This window comes from Halobacillus shinanisalinarum (genome assembly GCF_022919835.1).
Classification (GTDB): Bacteria; Bacillota; Bacilli; order Bacillales; family Halobacillaceae; genus Halobacillus_A; species Halobacillus_A shinanisalinarum.
In genome coordinates this window covers 603,443-620,652 of the sequence record NZ_CP095074.1, presented here as the reverse complement: position 1 = coordinate 620,652, position 17,210 = coordinate 603,443, and the positions used below count along the sequence as shown (strand labels likewise).

General features: G+C 38.8%; 17 protein-coding genes. 13 read left to right on the top strand and 4 right to left on the bottom strand.

Annotated features, from left to right (window positions below):
• Window positions 1–242 precede the first annotated feature (242 nt).
• On the top strand, window positions 243–1,391 hold the full coding sequence (gene spoIIP, locus MUO14_RS03400; protein ID WP_244753638.1) for a stage II sporulation protein P: 1,149 nt from the start codon (window positions 243–245) through the stop codon (window positions 1,389–1,391).
• Between the two features lie 165 nt (window positions 1,392–1,556).
• Here the strand turns inward: spoIIP and MUO14_RS03395 are convergent, their stop codons facing one another.
• Together MUO14_RS03395 and MUO14_RS03390 are read right to left on the bottom strand one after the other, a co-directional pair.
• Window positions 1,557–2,684 (bottom strand): class F sortase, encoded by a 1,128-nt coding sequence (locus MUO14_RS03395; protein ID WP_244753637.1) that lies wholly within the window; start codon window positions 2,682–2,684, stop codon window positions 1,557–1,559.
• A 378-nt stretch (window positions 2,685–3,062) separates the two neighbouring features.
• The gene (locus MUO14_RS03390; RefSeq protein ID WP_244753636.1) at window positions 3,063–3,719 is read right to left on the bottom strand and encodes a DUF4396 domain-containing protein; all 657 of its coding nucleotides are present in this window, start codon (window positions 3,717–3,719) and stop codon (window positions 3,063–3,065) included.
• Window positions 3,720–3,867: 148 nt separating this feature from the next.
• Between MUO14_RS03390 and MUO14_RS03385 the strand changes: the two genes are divergently transcribed.
• The 5 genes from MUO14_RS03385 (at window position 3,868) to MUO14_RS03365 (ending at window position 7,574) form a co-directional block, all read left to right on the top strand.
• Window positions 3,868–4,185, top strand: coding sequence for a metal-sensing transcriptional repressor (locus MUO14_RS03385; RefSeq protein ID WP_244753635.1), 318 nt, complete (start codon window positions 3,868–3,870; stop codon window positions 4,183–4,185).
• A gap of 15 nt (window positions 4,186–4,200) precedes the next feature.
• Window positions 4,201–6,606, top strand: coding sequence for a heavy metal translocating P-type ATPase (locus MUO14_RS03380; RefSeq protein WP_244753634.1), 2,406 nt, complete (start codon window positions 4,201–4,203; stop codon window positions 6,604–6,606).
• A 22-nt stretch (window positions 6,607–6,628) separates the two neighbouring features.
• Window positions 6,629–6,832 carry a copper chaperone CopZ gene (gene copZ, locus MUO14_RS03375; RefSeq protein ID WP_244753633.1) on the top strand — a complete coding sequence of 68 codons (204 nt, stop codon included), beginning with the start codon at window positions 6,629–6,631 and terminating at the stop codon, window positions 6,830–6,832.
• Window positions 6,833–7,214: 382 nt separating this feature from the next.
• Complete coding sequence (locus MUO14_RS03370; protein WP_244753632.1) at window positions 7,215–7,367, top strand: hypothetical protein; 153 nt, start codon at window positions 7,215–7,217, stop codon at window positions 7,365–7,367.
• The gene (locus tag MUO14_RS03365) at window positions 7,368–7,574 is read left to right on the top strand and encodes a hypothetical protein (protein WP_244753631.1); all 207 of its coding nucleotides are present in this window, start codon (window positions 7,368–7,370) and stop codon (window positions 7,572–7,574) included.
• 135 nt (window positions 7,575–7,709) lie between these two features.
• On the opposite strand, the gene MUO14_RS03360 is transcribed toward MUO14_RS03365, so the two are convergent.
• Window positions 7,710–8,603 carry a plastocyanin/azurin family copper-binding protein gene (locus tag MUO14_RS03360; protein WP_244753630.1) on the bottom strand — a complete coding sequence of 298 codons (894 nt, stop codon included), beginning with the start codon at window positions 8,601–8,603 and terminating at the stop codon, window positions 7,710–7,712.
• Window positions 8,604–8,816: 213 nt separating this feature from the next.
• Here MUO14_RS03360 and MUO14_RS03355 point away from each other — a divergent pair, with 213 nt between their 5' ends.
• From MUO14_RS03355 to MUO14_RS03345, 3 genes are all read left to right on the top strand, one after another.
• A complete protein-coding gene (locus tag MUO14_RS03355; RefSeq protein ID WP_244753629.1) occupies window positions 8,817–10,283 on the top strand; it encodes a UDP-N-acetylmuramoyl-L-alanyl-D-glutamate--2,6-diaminopimelate ligase in 1,467 nt (488 codons plus the stop codon).
• 4 nt (window positions 10,284–10,287) lie between these two features.
• A complete protein-coding gene (locus MUO14_RS03350; RefSeq protein WP_244753628.1) occupies window positions 10,288–11,469 on the top strand; it encodes a D-alanyl-D-alanine carboxypeptidase family protein in 1,182 nt (393 codons plus the stop codon).
• Between the two features lie 62 nt (window positions 11,470–11,531).
• A complete protein-coding gene (locus MUO14_RS03345; RefSeq protein WP_244753627.1) occupies window positions 11,532–12,260 on the top strand; it encodes an urease accessory protein UreH domain-containing protein in 729 nt (242 codons plus the stop codon).
• Window positions 12,261–12,314: 54 nt separating this feature from the next.
• Here MUO14_RS03345 and MUO14_RS03340 read toward each other — a convergent pair whose 3' ends face one another.
• Entirely contained in the window at window positions 12,315–13,085 is a 771-nt protein-coding gene (locus MUO14_RS03340; protein ID WP_244753626.1) for a YwmB family TATA-box binding protein, read from the bottom strand.
• A 173-nt stretch (window positions 13,086–13,258) separates the two neighbouring features.
• Between MUO14_RS03340 and MUO14_RS03335 the strand changes: the two genes are divergently transcribed.
• The 4 genes from MUO14_RS03335 to MUO14_RS03320 all read left to right on the top strand — a co-directional run bounded on the left by MUO14_RS03335 (window position 13,259) and on the right by MUO14_RS03320 (window position 17,204).
• Window positions 13,259–14,365 (top strand): multicopper oxidase family protein, encoded by a 1,107-nt coding sequence (locus tag MUO14_RS03335; protein ID WP_244753625.1) that lies wholly within the window; start codon window positions 13,259–13,261, stop codon window positions 14,363–14,365.
• A gap of 547 nt (window positions 14,366–14,912) precedes the next feature.
• A complete protein-coding gene (locus tag MUO14_RS03330; RefSeq protein WP_244753624.1) occupies window positions 14,913–15,611 on the top strand; it encodes a response regulator transcription factor in 699 nt (232 codons plus the stop codon).
• 1 nt (window position 15,612) lies between these two features.
• Entirely contained in the window at window positions 15,613–17,001 is a 1,389-nt protein-coding gene (locus MUO14_RS03325; RefSeq protein WP_244753623.1) for a sensor histidine kinase, read from the top strand.
• A complete protein-coding gene (locus tag MUO14_RS03320) occupies window positions 16,998–17,204 on the top strand; it encodes a hypothetical protein (protein WP_244753622.1) in 207 nt (68 codons plus the stop codon). The genes MUO14_RS03325 and MUO14_RS03320 overlap by 4 nt, the downstream gene beginning before the upstream one ends.
• Window positions 17,205–17,210 lie beyond the last annotated feature (6 nt).

Here is a 17,210-nt window from a genome sequence, read left to right as displayed (position 1 = left end):
CATAGACACTCCGACCTGTTTTCTATGATGTTGTTATATATGCTCCCGTCAATAATAGGACTGCTATCACTATAGAATGAAAGAAACAAATATATTTGATAAAGATAATATATGTCTGATAAATATAAACCGAATAGATTCCAACAGTTAAAGGGATGTAGATACAAGGATAATTTGATTAATATATGTTAGTAGAAGCGCATAGACTAGACTATTAAATTGTTAGTTTAGGAGAGATATAAATGCATAAACAACGCCCTACTTCTTTCATTTCAAAATCTATGCGACTAATTATCAAATATACTTTGCCTATGATTGTTATTCTCTACCTAATCGTTACGCTTATCACAAGTACTGGATTAAAGGAATATTTTGTTTCTCCTTTTATTTATTCCATTTCAAAGGCAGCGCCTGAAGAGGCGGCACTTTTTATCATGGCCCAGGAGATGACACCCTTAAGGGTGCATTATTCTGACAAGGTAACGAAACAGTTTGACTGGATGGAAATGGCTACAAACGTGGATGTTGGGGATATCCGTAGTTTGTTAGGAAGAGAGATCCCAGGGCTTGAACGTTATCACACTGAAATTGCCATAGCTGGTAAAGGAACTGATTTAAGTACTCTTCCGGTGGAATCCCTTCCACCAACTGAAGAACAATTACAGAACCAAGAGGTCAACCAAAGCCAGCTAGACTTAGCTGAAGAGGAGGGGACGCCTCAAAAAAACGAAGAAATATCTAAAAAGTCAGTTTATATCTATCAGTCACACAGCTGGGAGGCTTATAAACCTTTAATCAAAAGTGAGCACCCTAATGCATCTAGCACAAATGAAAAAGTCAATGTCATAGCAGTGGGAACTAAATTGAAAGAAGAGTTAGAAGGCCGAGGAATAGGGGTCAAACATGATAAAACCAACGTAACGAAAGGTTTAAAAGAGAGGAATTTGGATTATACTCATTCATACGAATTTTCAAGAGGGCTTGTTCAAGAAGCTCTTGCACAAAACGATAATTTATCATATTTAATTGATATCCATCGAGATTCTCAGCCTAGAAGTATTACCACAACGACGATAAATGGAAAAGACTATGCACGACTCTTTTTCATAGTCGGTAAAGAAAATGAAAAGTTCGAACAAAATTTAGAAGTTGCTAAGGAGATTAATGCGGCACTTGAACAAAAATATCCCGGAATTAGCCGAGGAGTTTTTGTCAAAACGAAATTAGAAGGGAACGGGGTCTACAACCAAGATCTAACGAACCGTGCCATGCTTTTAGAATTTGGCGGCGTTGAGAATAACTTGAACGAACTTTATAATTCGATTGAAGCTTTTGCAGAGGTTTTTTCCACCTATTATCGAGGTGATGCAGAGAAGGTAAATGCGAATTAATGTTGCCAGTAAAATGAACAATACCCCGGACCGGGATCCTGAATAAAAACATTTGCTCTAATTCTGCAATCATGTAACCACCACAGGACATCCAGATTATAGATGTCCTGTGGTGGAGGTTACTGTTAAATAATAATATTCATGTTTTTAGGTATAGGTGGCCTTTTATTCGGATTTGCCAGGTTTGGATGGGACGGATTCGGTTCCATCCAAATATACCGTTGTTACATAGTAAGTGTATTTGGATGCTTTAGGATCGGTATATGTTTTGCGTTCGTGTTCGGAGATACTTGCGACTTTTTCGAAGTCTTCTCCGTTTTCACTGCGGTATACGCGGTAACCTGCGACACCGTCTACACGTACAGCGTGCCATGTAACGAAGGTTCCATTTACTTTGACACTGGTCGGTGCTTTAATATCATAATCTGTATCTTCTTGTGGTTCTTCTACATCTTTTTCTTCGTCAAGTGATGTTTTCAACTCAGAATAAACGACGAGTCGGTCCAGATAGGTTCTCTTTTCATCGTCAAAGACCCCGGTACAGGTGATTAGGTTAAGCCTTTTCTTGTCTGTTTTTCCGAAGATCTCTTTAATAGGCGCTTCGTCGGCTGGATAGCTTTCCAACTTCTGAACCACGTAGGTCAGCTCTTTGCCTTCTTCGTTTGTGACGATGATTTCGTCGCCTTTTTGTAGATTTTTTAAGTAGTAGAATACAGCTGGGCCTGATCGGTTGTCAACATGTCCGGCGAGGACGGCGTTTCCTGTGTTGCCTGGTTTCGTCCCTGGCTCGAACCAGCCTGCCACTGCATTATTTTTCGGTACACCCATTTGTCCGTTTTCAAGTACCCCTACTTCATTCACGGGTGCGTCGATACCGATACTTGGGACCTTCACATTGGTAGGGACGATTCCGTTGCTCATATCTGGTCTTTCGCTTTCGAAGTCCATCTCTTTGATGTCCCCCGATTTATCAACGACTGTAAATTCTTCTGATTTTAGTGAGAGATCAGAAGACTCATTTCCTGAGTCCTCTTCCTTGGTTGCCTGCTCTGGGGTTGAATCATAGGAGGAGCCAAAATTTGCCCACACATTTGAGTTGTACCCTGCAAGCAGGAGGGCCGCTAAGCCTACAATGATAAAATACGTTCTCCATTTCATGCCCATCACCTTTTCTTGTTTATTTAGAGAGGTGTTCCCTCCGTTAACATCCTTCCGGAAAGCTTGGTATGCTTTTTTCTCCAACTCCATAATGATCAAACATTTAATGACATCTTGTTCATTCGCGGCTATCACTTTTTCTTCTCTAGCTTCAGGTTGTGTTCTATTTGTTTTCTTACTTTGCTATCGTGAGTGGAGGACAATTGGATCACTTTTTTTATGAACTTTTTTGATTTTCTTGTGGTTTTTTTGGAATGGCTGTCTTGGTGATAGTTAAGGGTTTATTTCCTTTCTAATCTAGAGCCTAAAATTTCCCTAAAACCAGGTTTTTTAGCAACGGGTTTATAATAGCTCCTGTTGCCATATGAAGAACGGGAAGAGAAACAACGGTTACGGGCCTCCACATATCATGCATTTCAATTACATTTCATTATTAATGAGCCCCCCTTGTAGTGTATTTATCATCTTACTTCATAAATAATATACAACAATACTTTTTCTTCTAGTGAATCGCTACATTTCTTCTTTAATACCTCTCCTCACTAGCCACCAATTGGCAGGATAGCTGGTCAGGAAGCCTAAAACTAAAGCAATTTGCATCATAAACCAATACGTTGGCTCAATTGGTTTTGGGGGAGTGGTAAACAATACATAATGCACAATCGCCATCCACCCAAACATACCCACTTCAAAAGCAATCAAGGCTAAAGAATCAGCTTTAATGGCAGCTTTAATAGATTCCATAGCGCCTTGATCTTTATTCATCGGATAAATGGCATAAAATTGAAAAATAATACCAAATACATAGGCTAAAATAAATTCAACCGCATAGTGGGCAAACAATGTGGATCCCGCTATGGTAAAAGCTGTTAAAGCGACAATCGGAACGCCTACCGCATCACCTAATGTACAACCAGAAGAACAGTGACTGGTAGATGTAAAAACTTTTGCTGGTCTTCCTCTGTTATCTTCTATATCTAAATTTTTGGCTTTTAACCGGCCCCATTTAAAATAAGTCCATACGGCAAACGGTCCAAAGAATAACCCATTGATTGGCCAAACAAAATTCATAATTTTCATCAGCTGAGGATGTTTTAAAACATCGACTATGATGATTATGGAACATAAAAAACCTATTCCTAGCGCAACCCACGAAATAAGGGTTAACATTAGATCACCTCTCATTAATTATTTGTATAATATATACCCAGTATCAGTATTTATATAAACATATAGTGCCTTTAATTATTAAGGTAAATATCTATTGACTTATAATACCTGTATAGGGTATATTGTAAAAAAGGAGGCGTCATAAATAATGGAAGAGAATGTTTTGCCTGAAAATAGTGGAAAACAACCAGTAACTCCTAGAACAGATGATGAGAAGCAGGCCGTGTTAAATCGATTGAAGCGAATTGAAGGCCAAGTAAGAGGGATTCAAAAGATGGTGGAAAATGACCGTTATTGCGTGGATATCCTTGTGCAAATTTCGGCGATAAATAAAGCAATAAATAAAGTAGGCTACTCATTATTAGAGCGGCATACACATCACTGTGTTGCAGATGCGATAGAAAAAGGAGAAGGCGAAGAGGCTATTGATGAACTCATGAAAGTTGTTCAGCAGTTCTCCAAATAAGGGGGCATGAAATCGATGAGTGAACAAAAGAATGTCAATGTTGGAATTACAGGCATGACGTGCTCTGCCTGTGCCACGCGTATTGAAAAAGTATTGAATAAAATGGATGGCGTTGAGGCCAATGTGAACCTGGCCATGGAAAATGCTCAAATTAACTATAACGAGGATCAGGTTCAGCCTAATGATCTCGTCGAAAAAATTGAAAAGCTTGGATACGGTGTCCAAAAGGAGAAAGTTGAACTCGATATTCATGGGATGACGTGTGCGGCATGTTCCACACGTATTCAAAAAGGCCTAAGTAGGATGGCCGGAATTGAAATGGCCAACGTGAATCTAGCGACGGAAGCTGGCGTTGTTGAATATGATCCAGGTTTCGTTTCCCTTGATGATATTACTGAAAAAGTGAAGAAACTCGGTTATGAAGCTGTTGTTAAAAAGGATCGAGAGGAGCAAAAGGATCATAAAGAAGAGGAAATTAAAAAGAAGAAAAGGCATCTATGGATTTCGGTGATCCTTTCACTACCATTATTGTACACAATGGTAGCTCACTTGCCGTGGGATCTTGGCATACCGGTTCCTGAACTACTGATGAACCCATGGTTTCAATTTTTACTCGCAACACCAGTCCAGTTCTATATTGGAGCACCGTTTTACCTCGGGGCTTATCGTGCTTTGAGTAACAAAAGTGCGAACATGGACGTACTTGTAGCACTCGGGACGTCTGCGGCTTACTTTTACAGTGTGGTCGAGGCCATCCGTTGGCAACTAAATCCCGATGTAATGCCGGAGTTGTATTTTGAAACGAGTGCAGTGCTAATCACACTGATATTGGTAGGGAAATTATTTGAGGCCCTTGCCAAAGGCCGAACCACGGCTGCACTTACGAAACTTCTTAATTTACAGGCAAAAGAAGCGACTGTCCTTCGTGATGGGAAAGAGGAAAAGGTACCCGTTGAACAAGTACAGGTTGGTGACGTGTTACTAGTTAAACCGGGAGAGAAGATTCCTGTTGATGGAAGCGTAACGAAAGGTCAATCCTCGATTGATGAATCCATGATTACCGGTGAATCTTTACCGATAGAGAAATATGAGGGAGATACCGTTATTGGTTCAACGATTAATAAAAACGGTACATTACAAATGAAGGCGGAGAAAGTCGGGAAAGACACCGCACTTTCTGGCATTGTAAAAATTGTTGAGGAAGCTCAAGGTTCAAAAGCACCCATCCAACGAACAGCTGATGTGATTTCCGGTATATTTGTACCGATTGTTGTTGGTATCGCAGCGATTACATTTTTAGCTTGGTACTTGTTTGTTTCTCCTGGTGAACTACCAGTAGCACTTGAAGCTGCGATTGCAGTACTAGTGATTGCATGCCCCTGTGCACTCGGTCTTGCCACACCGACATCCATTATGGTTGGTACCGGTAAAGGAGCCGAGCAAGGAATCCTCTTTAAAGGGGGTGAATATCTAGAAGGGACACAGCAATTAGACGCCGTTCTACTGGATAAAACGGGTACGGTTACAAAAGGAAAACCTGAAGTTACAGATTTTGTTGCGTTTGGAAATGATGAAAGTGAGTTATTAGCTGACCTGGTTACAGCAGAAAAGGCATCGGAACACCCCTTGGCAGAAGCTATCGTGGAATATGGGGTAGAAAAAGATGTAGAGATAAAAGAAGCTGATCAATTTGAGGCTATACCTGGACACGGGATTCAAGCCAAAATAGACCAAAAGCAAGTATTCGTTGGAACTAGAAAGCTGATGAATCGTGAAGATATCAGCTTTGAGGAGCATGAAGAGAAGTTATCTCAACTTGAGGAAGAGGGCAAAACGGCCATGCTCATTGCCGTAGATGGTACGATCAAAGGTTATGTTGCCGTTGCTGATACGGTAAAGGAAACGTCTAAGCAAGGAATCCGTGATCTGAAATCACTTGGAATCGATGTGTTTATGATTACCGGCGATAATGAGCGAACGGCACGGGCCATTGCTGAACAGGTGGGTATTGATGGCGTTTTTGCGGAAGTGCTACCCGAAGAAAAGGCGGAGAAGGTTAAAGAACTTCAGCAACAGGGACAAAAAGTAGCCATGGTCGGAGATGGAATTAATGACGCTCCTGCCTTAGCAACGGCTGATATCGGTATCGCCATAGGAACTGGTACAGACGTTGCCATTGAAACGGCAGATATTACACTGATCGGCGGTGACCTTGAACATCTCAGTAAGGCGATCATCCTCAGTCGGAAAACGATGAAAAATATTCGCCAGAACTTGTTCTGGGCGCTTGCTTACAACTCTGCTGGTATTCCAATTGCCGCAATAGGGTTGTTGGCTCCTTGGGTGGCTGGTGCAGCGATGGCGTTCAGTTCCGTCAGTGTCGTTAGTAATTCGCTGCGTTTGAAACGAGCGAAAATATAAATTTATGAAGGGAAGATGTACGATGCAAACAACATTAAACGTAAAAGGAATGACTTGTGGTCATTGTGAGTCCTCAGTAAAAGCAGCGCTTCAGGAATTAAACGGTGTTCAAGATGTAAATGTTGATCTTTCTACAGGTAAAGTGGATGTCTCTTATGAGGGCGATGTCAGTGATGATCAAATGAAAGAAGCAATTGAAGAACAAGGCTATGATGTTGTTTCCTAACCTGAGACCATAACTCTTTTAAATTAAAAAGGCCTTTAGCTACAATAATGTATCTAAGGGCCTTAACTATATTATTTATTCTACATTATCTCCAGAATGTTTAATTAAAAGCTTTTTGTAGTCCTTGATTATGCTTATCCTCCTCTCCATAATGGACATAAATGGATCCTATAAGTTAATACTCCAATTGTATATAGTGAAATTTTAGCTTTCAGCTTTAAATAGTGGTAATTGTAATTGTTACGATTTAAAAGTTGGAACGTAATTCCTGCTTTTTTATTCTCTTTAACAAATTTAATTTCTAATGAGGAGACTACAGGAGTTCTCGGATTTTTGTATAAATTAGGAACAATAGGGAAAAAAATATTAGGAGTGGTATTGAGTGCTGAACACCGTTGATGTAGGACTTATGGCTAATCACCTTGATGCTCATAAAAGCATCATAAAAAGATTAGAACTTTATTTGAATAATGCAAAGAACCAACAACTTATTCATACTTTAGAACAGCAAATTGGCATTATGAAAAACCAGTAGGTGAAACAACTTCATAGTGGAATGGCTATGCAGCAGTCACATATTGGTAACCAATATGAAATGCTTGCCGAACAATTAGGCTGGTTAAATCCTCCACAAGCAACAAACCTAGAGCAAACCAATTCAATGAGTCCCTTGAAAAATACCCCGCACATTGGTGCAATGAAGAATCACCAGTATGGGGACCAACATTACTTTCAACAATAGGGTTGTAAAAATGTAGCTTGCTATACCTTAAGAAAAGGGAAGCAAGCTATTTAATTATTTTTTAAGATTTTAGATTGAGGTAGTTATCCAGCCAGTACTATATTGTTCCGTCTCTTGCAATGAATATCTGGCTTCTTAGGAGACCTTAATCGTTCCAAACATTCCTGATTCTTGATGTCCTGGCAGCGTACAAATAAAACGATATGTGCCACTTTCAACAGGAACAAAGGAGACACTTTTTTCTTCTCCAGGCGCAGCATGTACATGAATGTTATCATTCTCCTCACCATGATCATGGGTTTTATTTTTCTCAGCTTCCTCTACAGTAAGATTTATAATTTCCAAGTCGTGTTGTATCTCACCATTATTCTCCAATGATAATGTTACTCTCTCCCCAACCTGTATTTTCGTCTTATTAGGTGAAAAGGTGAACTCATCAGCTTTAATGCGTAAGTTATTTCCCTCTTCGTTATGTTCTGAATGACCTTGTTGGCCAGATATTGTTTGAGGGAAAATGGGACCTAATTGATTAAATGCAACAAAGATTAATCCCAAAAGAGCCACCGTTAAAAGTGGATTCCTAAACAAGGGTGTCTCACTTCTCTTTACTTCTTTTTGGATCATATAGAGAAGGAGTACCATAGTCGCGAGAAACAACGTAAACATAATTTTTACGATGGCATCACGATACTCTGGCGCAATCATTTCACCCAGCATTGCACCCATCATTCCCCCCATGAGACCGGACAGTAACCCATCAAGTACCGCCATAATACTGATGGGTACACCAGCTAAGAATCCAACAACCATCCCAGCAAGCATCCCCAATACCGTTGATAAAAATAAATTACCTGAAAATAGAATCCCCAAAATTAACCCCATCATTAGACCGACGCTCATTCCAAGGGTCATCGCAATCATCATGCCGGTCATACAAGTCACTTTCTTTTTGTAATAAACAGTCTTACCAACAGCTATGCCCGAGAGCAAGAGAATGGTTACAAGTATCAAGTATAACGGTGTGACCAATGTTGGTTCCCCTTTCTGCTTGTCCAGTATGTTTAACTATATGTATGTTTCAGCGCAAAATATTCTAGGGGGCAAGTCCCATGACAGTTATATTTGTTACAAATGATTAACAATATTAAGTGTTTATGACATGTAATGAAACTACACAGTTTCTGCACAAAAAAGATTTAAATTCAAAGGAGGGTTACATTGTTTTTAAGAGGAGTATAACCAATGAAATTAGAACATCTGATAGAGGAATTTGAAACAGAAATTGAAGACAAGAGTATGAGAAAAGATATAACCATTCAAGGAATTGCTGATAGCTCAATGGATGTTGAAAAGGATTTCGTATTTGTAGCTATAAAGGGCTTTAATGCAGATGGTCATTCATTTATTGAACAAGCTATTCAAAGAGGAGCTTGCGCTGTAGTAGGAGAAGAGGCTATTTCTAATTCATCCATACCCTATATAAGGGTGGAAAATAGTAGAAAGGCTTTAGGGGTTATAGCTAATAAATTTTATGGTTCTCCCTCCAAAGACAAGTTGTTGATTGGGGTTACCGGTACGAATGGGAAAACAACTACAAGCTATTTATTGAAACACATATTAGAAGAAAGTGGCGTATCTTGTTCGATGATTGGAACCATTCAAAATGTGATCAATGGGGAAGTCACTCAGTGTGTGAATACCACGCCCAATTCTCTTGTTTTACATGAACTTCTTTCCAAGAGTAGAGATGAAGTCATTATTATGGAGGTTTCATCACATGGATTAACGCAACATCGTGTAGAAGGATTGAAGTTTGATTATTGTTTATTTACTAACCTTTACCATGATCATCTCGACTATCATGCCTCCATGGAGGAGTATTTTCGTGCAAAATCTTTGTTATTCGATAAGTTAAAGGCGCATGGACAAGCCATCGTAAATACAGATAGTTTTTGGGGTGAAAAGCTATCTGCAAGGTTACAGGACAAAGGAAAGAGACCGTATACTATCGATGAATCTGAAGATAGTGATTTAAGATTGCTTAATTTCAATTTGGAAAATTCTACAATAACAGTTAAAGATAATAACGAATTGATCCATATCTGTTCTCCTTTATCTGGGGTTCATAACATGTACAATGTTGCAATGGCCTATGCAACAGCTAAACATTTAAAGATAGCTAAGGAACGTATTCTTAAGGCCATCTATGAATTTACAGGAGTGGATGGTCGGTTTGAAGTTTTCCAACAAGATAATGGTACTACTGTTGTAGTTGACTATGCACACACACCAGATGCTATTTTTCACTGCTTACGTACAGCAAGGCTCTGTGGTGCTAAAAGAGTCCTCCATGTTTTTGGATTTAGAGGGGACAGGGACCCAACAAAGAGACGAGAAATGCTGTCCATCACTTCAGAATTAAGTGATCACTATATTCTAACGGTAGATGACTTAAACACTGTTTCTCACAAAGAAATGATCGAAACGCTCAAATCCCTAAGTGATACCTTTGGGAATGAGAAGGGGGCAGTCGTTTCGGATCGAACTTTGGCCATAAAACAGGCATTGGATCAGAGTGAATCAGGGGATTGGATTGTTATTACTGGGAAGGGACATGAAAAGTATCAACAAAATTATGATCTGCCAGCTGAATCTGATAAAGATACAATCATGTACCTAAACAATATGAAAAAACGGTTATTGGAGTAGAAAAATGAAAAAAATGATATGGTTTATAACAACTATTCTAGCAGTAAATACCTTAATTACTACTGAAGCTCTTGCTCAATCCGATACTTCCCCGCCGATGATAGGTAGTGAGGCTGCCATCATGATTGATTCAAAAACGGGAACCGTACTTTATGATAAAAATGCAAATCAAAAAATGTATCCGGCTAGTTTAACCAAAATTGCAGCAGCTATCTATGCGATAGAAACCGGTAATCTAGAGGATGTTGTAACGGTCAGTCAGAAGGCAAGAAACACGGTAGGTACAAGGGTCTATTTAGAAGAGGGAGAACAAGTCTCTTTGAAAAAGCTGATTCAGGGATTATTGGTTAACTCCGGAAATGATGCGGGTGTAGCCATTGCGGAACACTTAAGTGGAAGTGTGGAACGTTTTTCTGCAGATTTGAATCAATACTTGAAAAATGTGATTGGTGTGGCGAATACCAACTTTGAAAATCCGCATGGCCTCTTTCATCCTAACCATGTAACAACGGCTAAGGATTTAACTAAAATAACCCAGTATGCCATGAAAAATGAGGTTTTTAGGAAAATATTCGGAACCGAAGAATTAAAGTGGAACGGAGAAAGTTGGGATACGACGCTTTATACCCACCATAAATTAATGAGACAGAAAGGTTATGAATGGATTACGGGAGGAAAGACAGGTTATGTAGATCAATCAGGATTTACTTTGGCAACCACAGCTGAAAAAGAGGGGTTAAGTGTCATCCTCATTACCTTAAACAGTGATTCGCAGGCGGACGCTTATAACGATACTATTAAGCTATTAAACTATGGTTTTGAACACTTTAAAACAGAGAGTATTTCAAAAGGAGCTACATTTACAGTAGATGGGAAAGAGTATAAAGCATCTAAAAGGTTACTTTTTACTCAACGCGTAAATGAGAAAGTGAGTAAAAAAATCAAAAAGGATGGAACTTTAGAAATTGTTAACCAGGACGGGACCGTACTAACTTCATTTCAGTTAGATAAGGTCAAAAAAGAAAAATCAATGGATGTGCAGACCTCAACAGCTCCAAAAAACGTAGAAGCAGGCTTAGCCATTGGCCCTAATCTCCCGAAACTATTATTTGTTGCCATAAGTATCGTTTTAAGTATCGTTTTAAGTATCGTTGGACTATTCTATAGACACCTTCGGAATACTTAGCGTAAAAACGAAAGTCACATCTCTTTTTCTTTGTATTATATTTTGTTTATGGGGTGGAGCTCATGTACCAAATCTTCAGTAATATCAGCAACTTTTTTAGCCAACCCTTTTTTAATTTAGCCAATCAATGGGAAGGCATTCCTCTCTTATCGGCTTTTCTCCTTGGTTTAGTTGGTGCCGTAGCTCCTTGTCAGTTTACTGGAAATATAGGTGCTATTACGATATATGGTAACCGTTCATTGCAAAAAAATGTTCCTTGGATGCATGTATCTCTTTTTGTATTAGGAAAGCTTGTGGTGTTCTCTGGACTCGGGCTCGTGGTTTGGCTACTTGGAAAGGAGTTTCAGGCAAACTTCACATTATTTATCCCTGTGATAAGAAAACTAATCGGACCGATTTTGATTTTAATAGGGCTTTTCATGGCAGGTTTTTTTAAGATGCGTTGGAGTGTTAATTTCGGAAAAATCCCAGAGCGATATATGAAGGACAGTAAGATCGGAAGCTTTTTAATGGGAGTAAGTTTTACTTTAGCTTTTTGCCCGACCATGTTTATTTTGTTTTTTATGACCCTAATGCCTGTAGTTTTATCCACTTCTTATGGAGTAGTTTTACCATCAGTCTTTGCGATTGGAACATCTGTACCACTATTACTTTCCATCTTCATCATTTGGTATTTTGAATTGGGTGGAAAGTTTATGAAACAAGGTCGAAAAATCGGTTCCGTTGTTCAGCGAATAGCTGGGTGGATTTTGATTATCATCGGTCTATTGGATACCTTAACTTATTGGTAAAAGTATTTGTCGCCCTAGTTCTAACTGGGGCGTTTTTTTTTAATGCTAATCGATTTAATAAAGGATGAGCAGTGGGGAACCGATTTCCACAATCGTTTTGTTTGTTTTTTGATCCGATTTAATAGACATTTGCAAGTTCATCATTTGACCTTCGCTCATAATTCCATTGGATAGGCGGTCTGAATAACCTTCAAATATCATTTGGCTGTCATCTTTATAATTACTTCTAACTGTTCCATCTAACTCCTTAAAAATCTTTTCCAAATAATTCGCTTGTTTGTCCTGATTCATGACCTGACTCAGCTCTTTCTGAAGGGTGAAGTTAAGTGATGGTGTAATGCCAGCTTCCTGTAGCCGATTCTTAATCAACTCCCAGTCCGTTAGAAATGCCTCCTTATTTCCATCACTCCCCGTTACTTTTATTAAAAGAAAGGCCTCATAGGATTTGGAATCTTCCCCTTTTGGTGTTCCAACCCATTTCATCTGAAGTTTACTCGTTTTGGACAAAGGCTTTTCCCCAATAAACTCCATCACCTGGTGGTTGCCGGGATGGCTTACTTCAGAGAACGTGATAGAAAATGATTTCTGTAACTCCTCTCCCATTGACATAAAGGCTTCTTTATTGATGGAATGAGGTACCTTACTTCCGTGAGCAATCTTATACTCAGTAAATCCGCCCATTTTCTCTACAGAGTTGATTAGGTTTGACGGGTCATTACTTGAAGAAAAAGTTGGAGTTATAGTAAAGGCAAAATAAAGTACAACGGCTAAAAAAAGCCCTAAAATTGCTGACTTCCTGTTTATTATAAACCATCGATTTCTCATGTCTCTTCCCCCATTTCTATCAACAAGGATGAACAGAAAAAGGCGGATTTATACATTGAAAACTAGATTGATAGGGAGTATCTATATATGGACGTTATATTAGGAATTGCATAATTTCTCGACAAATACTTGATAGAATACTAGGAGAATAATCATTAAAGGGAGTTGAAAGTATGAATAAGAAATGGGTCACTATCCTAACAATGACAATAGTATTAGGTGCTATATTTGCCTTTAACCAATGGGCTATTCCGTCTGAGGCTCAAAATGATTCTTCAGATAAGCCCCCAGCCAAATACGCAGATATTGAATCACCTGGCCTGGAAACAATGAGTGGGGAAAAGGTAAATGGGGTCAGGAAGTATGAGTTAACGGCCGAACCTGTGACTCAAAAATTCATCGATGGCTATAAGGTAAAAGCTTGGGGTTACAATGGTAGCAGTCCTGGGCCAACACTGGTGGCCAAAGAAGGCGACACAGTAGAGATCACCGTTAACAACAATCTACCTGAAGCAACATCTATACATTGGCATGGACTTGAGGTTCCAAATGATATGGATGGTGTGCCAATGGTACAGGATTCTCCGAAAATTGAACCAGGTGAATCTTACACTTATAAATTTAAGTTGGAACAATCAGGCACGTACATGTACCATTCGCATACAAATGTGTCTAAACAGGAGTTAATGGGCTTGGCAGGATCTTTTGTCATTCAACCTAAAAAACAAAATCAACAAGTAGATAGAGATATTGTCATGATGTTGCAGGAATGGACTCTAAAAGGTGCAGGTGGTCATGGATCTATGGATATGAACACGGGGAATGGCATGAATATGGAGCAAGAAAACAGCGACGAGAATCATGACGATGACAGTATGAAGGCGGATGGAAACAAATCAGGGGTCTATGAGATTAATCCTATGGGAATGGAGCCGAACATGTTTACGATTAACGGCAAATCTTACCCTTCAACGGAATCGATCAAGGTTACAAAAGGTGAGACCGTTCGTATTCGATTTACAAACCTAAGTGGCAATTCTCACCCTATGCATATGCACGGTGATGATTTTAAAGTCGTTGCGGCGGATGGCAATCGTATTAGCAAAGCAGCCCAACTTGAAAAAAATACTATCAATATTGCACCAGGGGAAACATGGGATGTTGAGTTCACTGCTGAAAACCTTGGCAAATGGCCGATCCATTGTCACAAACCTCACCACACCATGAATGCTAATGGTGAAACAGGCGGTATGTTCACCATCATTGAAGTTACTGAATAATAATTGATATAACAGAACCGACAATCATAGTATTGCTCATTTGACGTTAATGTACTTGATTGAGTGCAATTAAGGAAGTAAATAGATAGGAGAATTCGAAAAGTACAAATCACCAATTAGTGATTTGTACTTTTCCTTATTCATTAATTTATAACTATTTCAACCATATATCCCCTCTCCGTTCTCCTGTGTAACTTTCAATTTGTTAGCGTTTGTTGAACCAGCCACATAAATTCCTCAAAAATTTTGTGTACAATAGTAAATGTTCTATATAAATCAACTAGACTGGGGAATATAAAAGATATTAATGAAGAGATGTGCATCTTATCGTTAATTGCGGCTTAATCCTAATACCACTTCAAGTTCTTGTTCATAGTAAAGAAGAGGACGCTAGTGAAGAGACAATATATTATTGGGGTGCACAGATGATCTAAATGCCTCGTAAGTGGAGAATCTAGGTATTGTTGTTACAATTGAGAGAAAATCAAAAGGCATGTTAAAATATTTAAATTTAATATGGCCTTTAAAAACAAATGAGGGGTGTAGAGTGGATTATAGAATCCTTGTTGTTGATGATGAATGGAACATGAGGAATTTAGTTAAGATCTATTTGTCTAAAGAGAAATATCAAATTGATGAAGCCAAAGATGGTAACGAAGCCATACAAATGGCTCAGCAAAGCCCTTACGATTTAATGGTTTTGGATATCATGCTTCCAGATATTAATGGGTGGGAAGTTTGTTTAACCATACGCCAAACTAAACAAATGCCTATTCTAATGTTGACGGCTCGAAATGATATTAAGGATCGAGTACACGGTCTAAATCTTGGTGCGGACGACTACTTGGTTAAGCCCTTTGCTTCTGAGGAATTAGTTGCTCGAGTCAAAGCCTTACTTCGCCGCCAGAAAATCAATGAGGAAACAAATGATACTTTCTTACATTTTGAAAATTTATCAATTAATGAGGAGAGTAGGGAAGTTAAGGTTTTGGAATCTCCAGTTGAGCTAACTCCAAAAGAGTTTGATATTCTTTATTTAATCGCTAGCCAACAGAAGCGAGTGTTTACTCGAGAAATTTTATTAGACAGCATTTGGTCTCCAGGTGAATTTCGCGATTTACGAGCCATCGATACACATGTGAAAAATATAAGGGAAAAGCTACGAAAGATAGGACTATCATATAATCCTATAAAGACGGTTTGGGGTGTAGGTTACAAATTTAATATTTCAGAGGATTGGAAGTAAGATGAATAAAGTTGTTCTAAAACTTGGCGGGACCATTATGGCATTGTTTCTAATTGTGTTACTGCCATTAGGATATGTTGCCAACCAAATATTCACCAATTTTTATTATAGTCAAGTTCAAGAAGATATCGAAGACCTTTCTCATAAGTTTGCACTTACAATCACTTCGCTTGAAGACGAGGATTTTACCAGTATGTTTAAAACACTTGCTGATTTAACGAATAAAGAAATTTTAATTATAGATCCAGATGGAAAAGTCATCGTTAACTCTGGTGTCCAGAATCCCACTCTATCTAAGGAAGACATCAAACAATTATCAGGAGGGAAGCCCCTCCAAAAAAGATTTGATAATTCGAATAGAGAGAATAGTTACTTAGGGTCTGGTCATCCCATTATTCAATCGAATACGTTTAAGGGCGTTTTCTTTGTCTTGGCTCCCATAAACGATATTCAAGAACCTGTTGGTAAAATTAGAGATTTGCTCATATTGTCGGCTGTAGGTGCGCTATTTTTAGCCCTTGGATTTACATTTGTACTATCCAAAAAAATGTCAGACCCATTATTGGAAATGGAACAAGCGACTCGGGAAATTTCAAAAGGGAATTTGGATACAAGGGTGGATATTTCTTCTGGCGATGAATTAGGTTCATTAGGGAGAGCGATTAATGATCTTGCATTTGAAACAAATCGATATCGAAGTAATCGAAGAGAATTTTTTGCCAACGTATCACATGAATTACGCACCCCCATATCGTATCTAAAGGGATATTCCCAGGTGTTGAAGCAAGGTCTTTATCAAACGGAGCAGGAAAGGTTGCAGTATCTTAACATTATTGAAAATGAAACAGATCGGATGGTTAGGCTAATCAATGACTTGTTTGAATTGTCAAAAATGGAAGAAGGGAAAATAGAACTTCAAATGTCGAACCTCAACCTTGCAGAGGTTTTAGAAACCTCCTTTTTAAAAGTTAAAATAGAAATAGAGAAAAAAGGATTAACATTAAAAGGTCAAATAGACAATGGTGTCCCTGATATAGAGGCTGATGGCATCCGTATGGAACAAATCTTCACCAATCTGTTAGCTAATGCCCTTCGGTATACGAAAAAAGGATCCATTCATGTTGATGTTTGGCATGAAGAAGATCATGTACATGTGATTATTGAGGATACGGGTGTTGGAATTCCAGAGGGAGAACTTCCCCTCATTTTTGAACGTTTCCACCGTGTCGAAAAGTCTAGGTCGCGAGATCTGGGGGGGACAGGTTTAGGATTGGCTATTGTAAAGAATTTGGTTGAACTCCAGCATGGGGAGATCTCAGTGAGTAGCCAGGTGGGTATAGGAACGAGATTTGAGCTACGTTTCCCAGTAGCTGGTAAGGAGGCAACATGAAAAAAATAGAATGGTTAATAGCAGCGCTGCTGATTTTAATAGGTTTGATTTGTCTAACCGTTTCCTCCACAGTGATGTGGGGGACTGAATCGATAGAGACCTATCTGAAAACGTTCATACAGCTTTGTCTGTGGATGGGCATACCGATTTTAATTATAGGGATTATATATATCTTGTTTCTAAAGAAAAGAAAGGATAAATAATTTAAC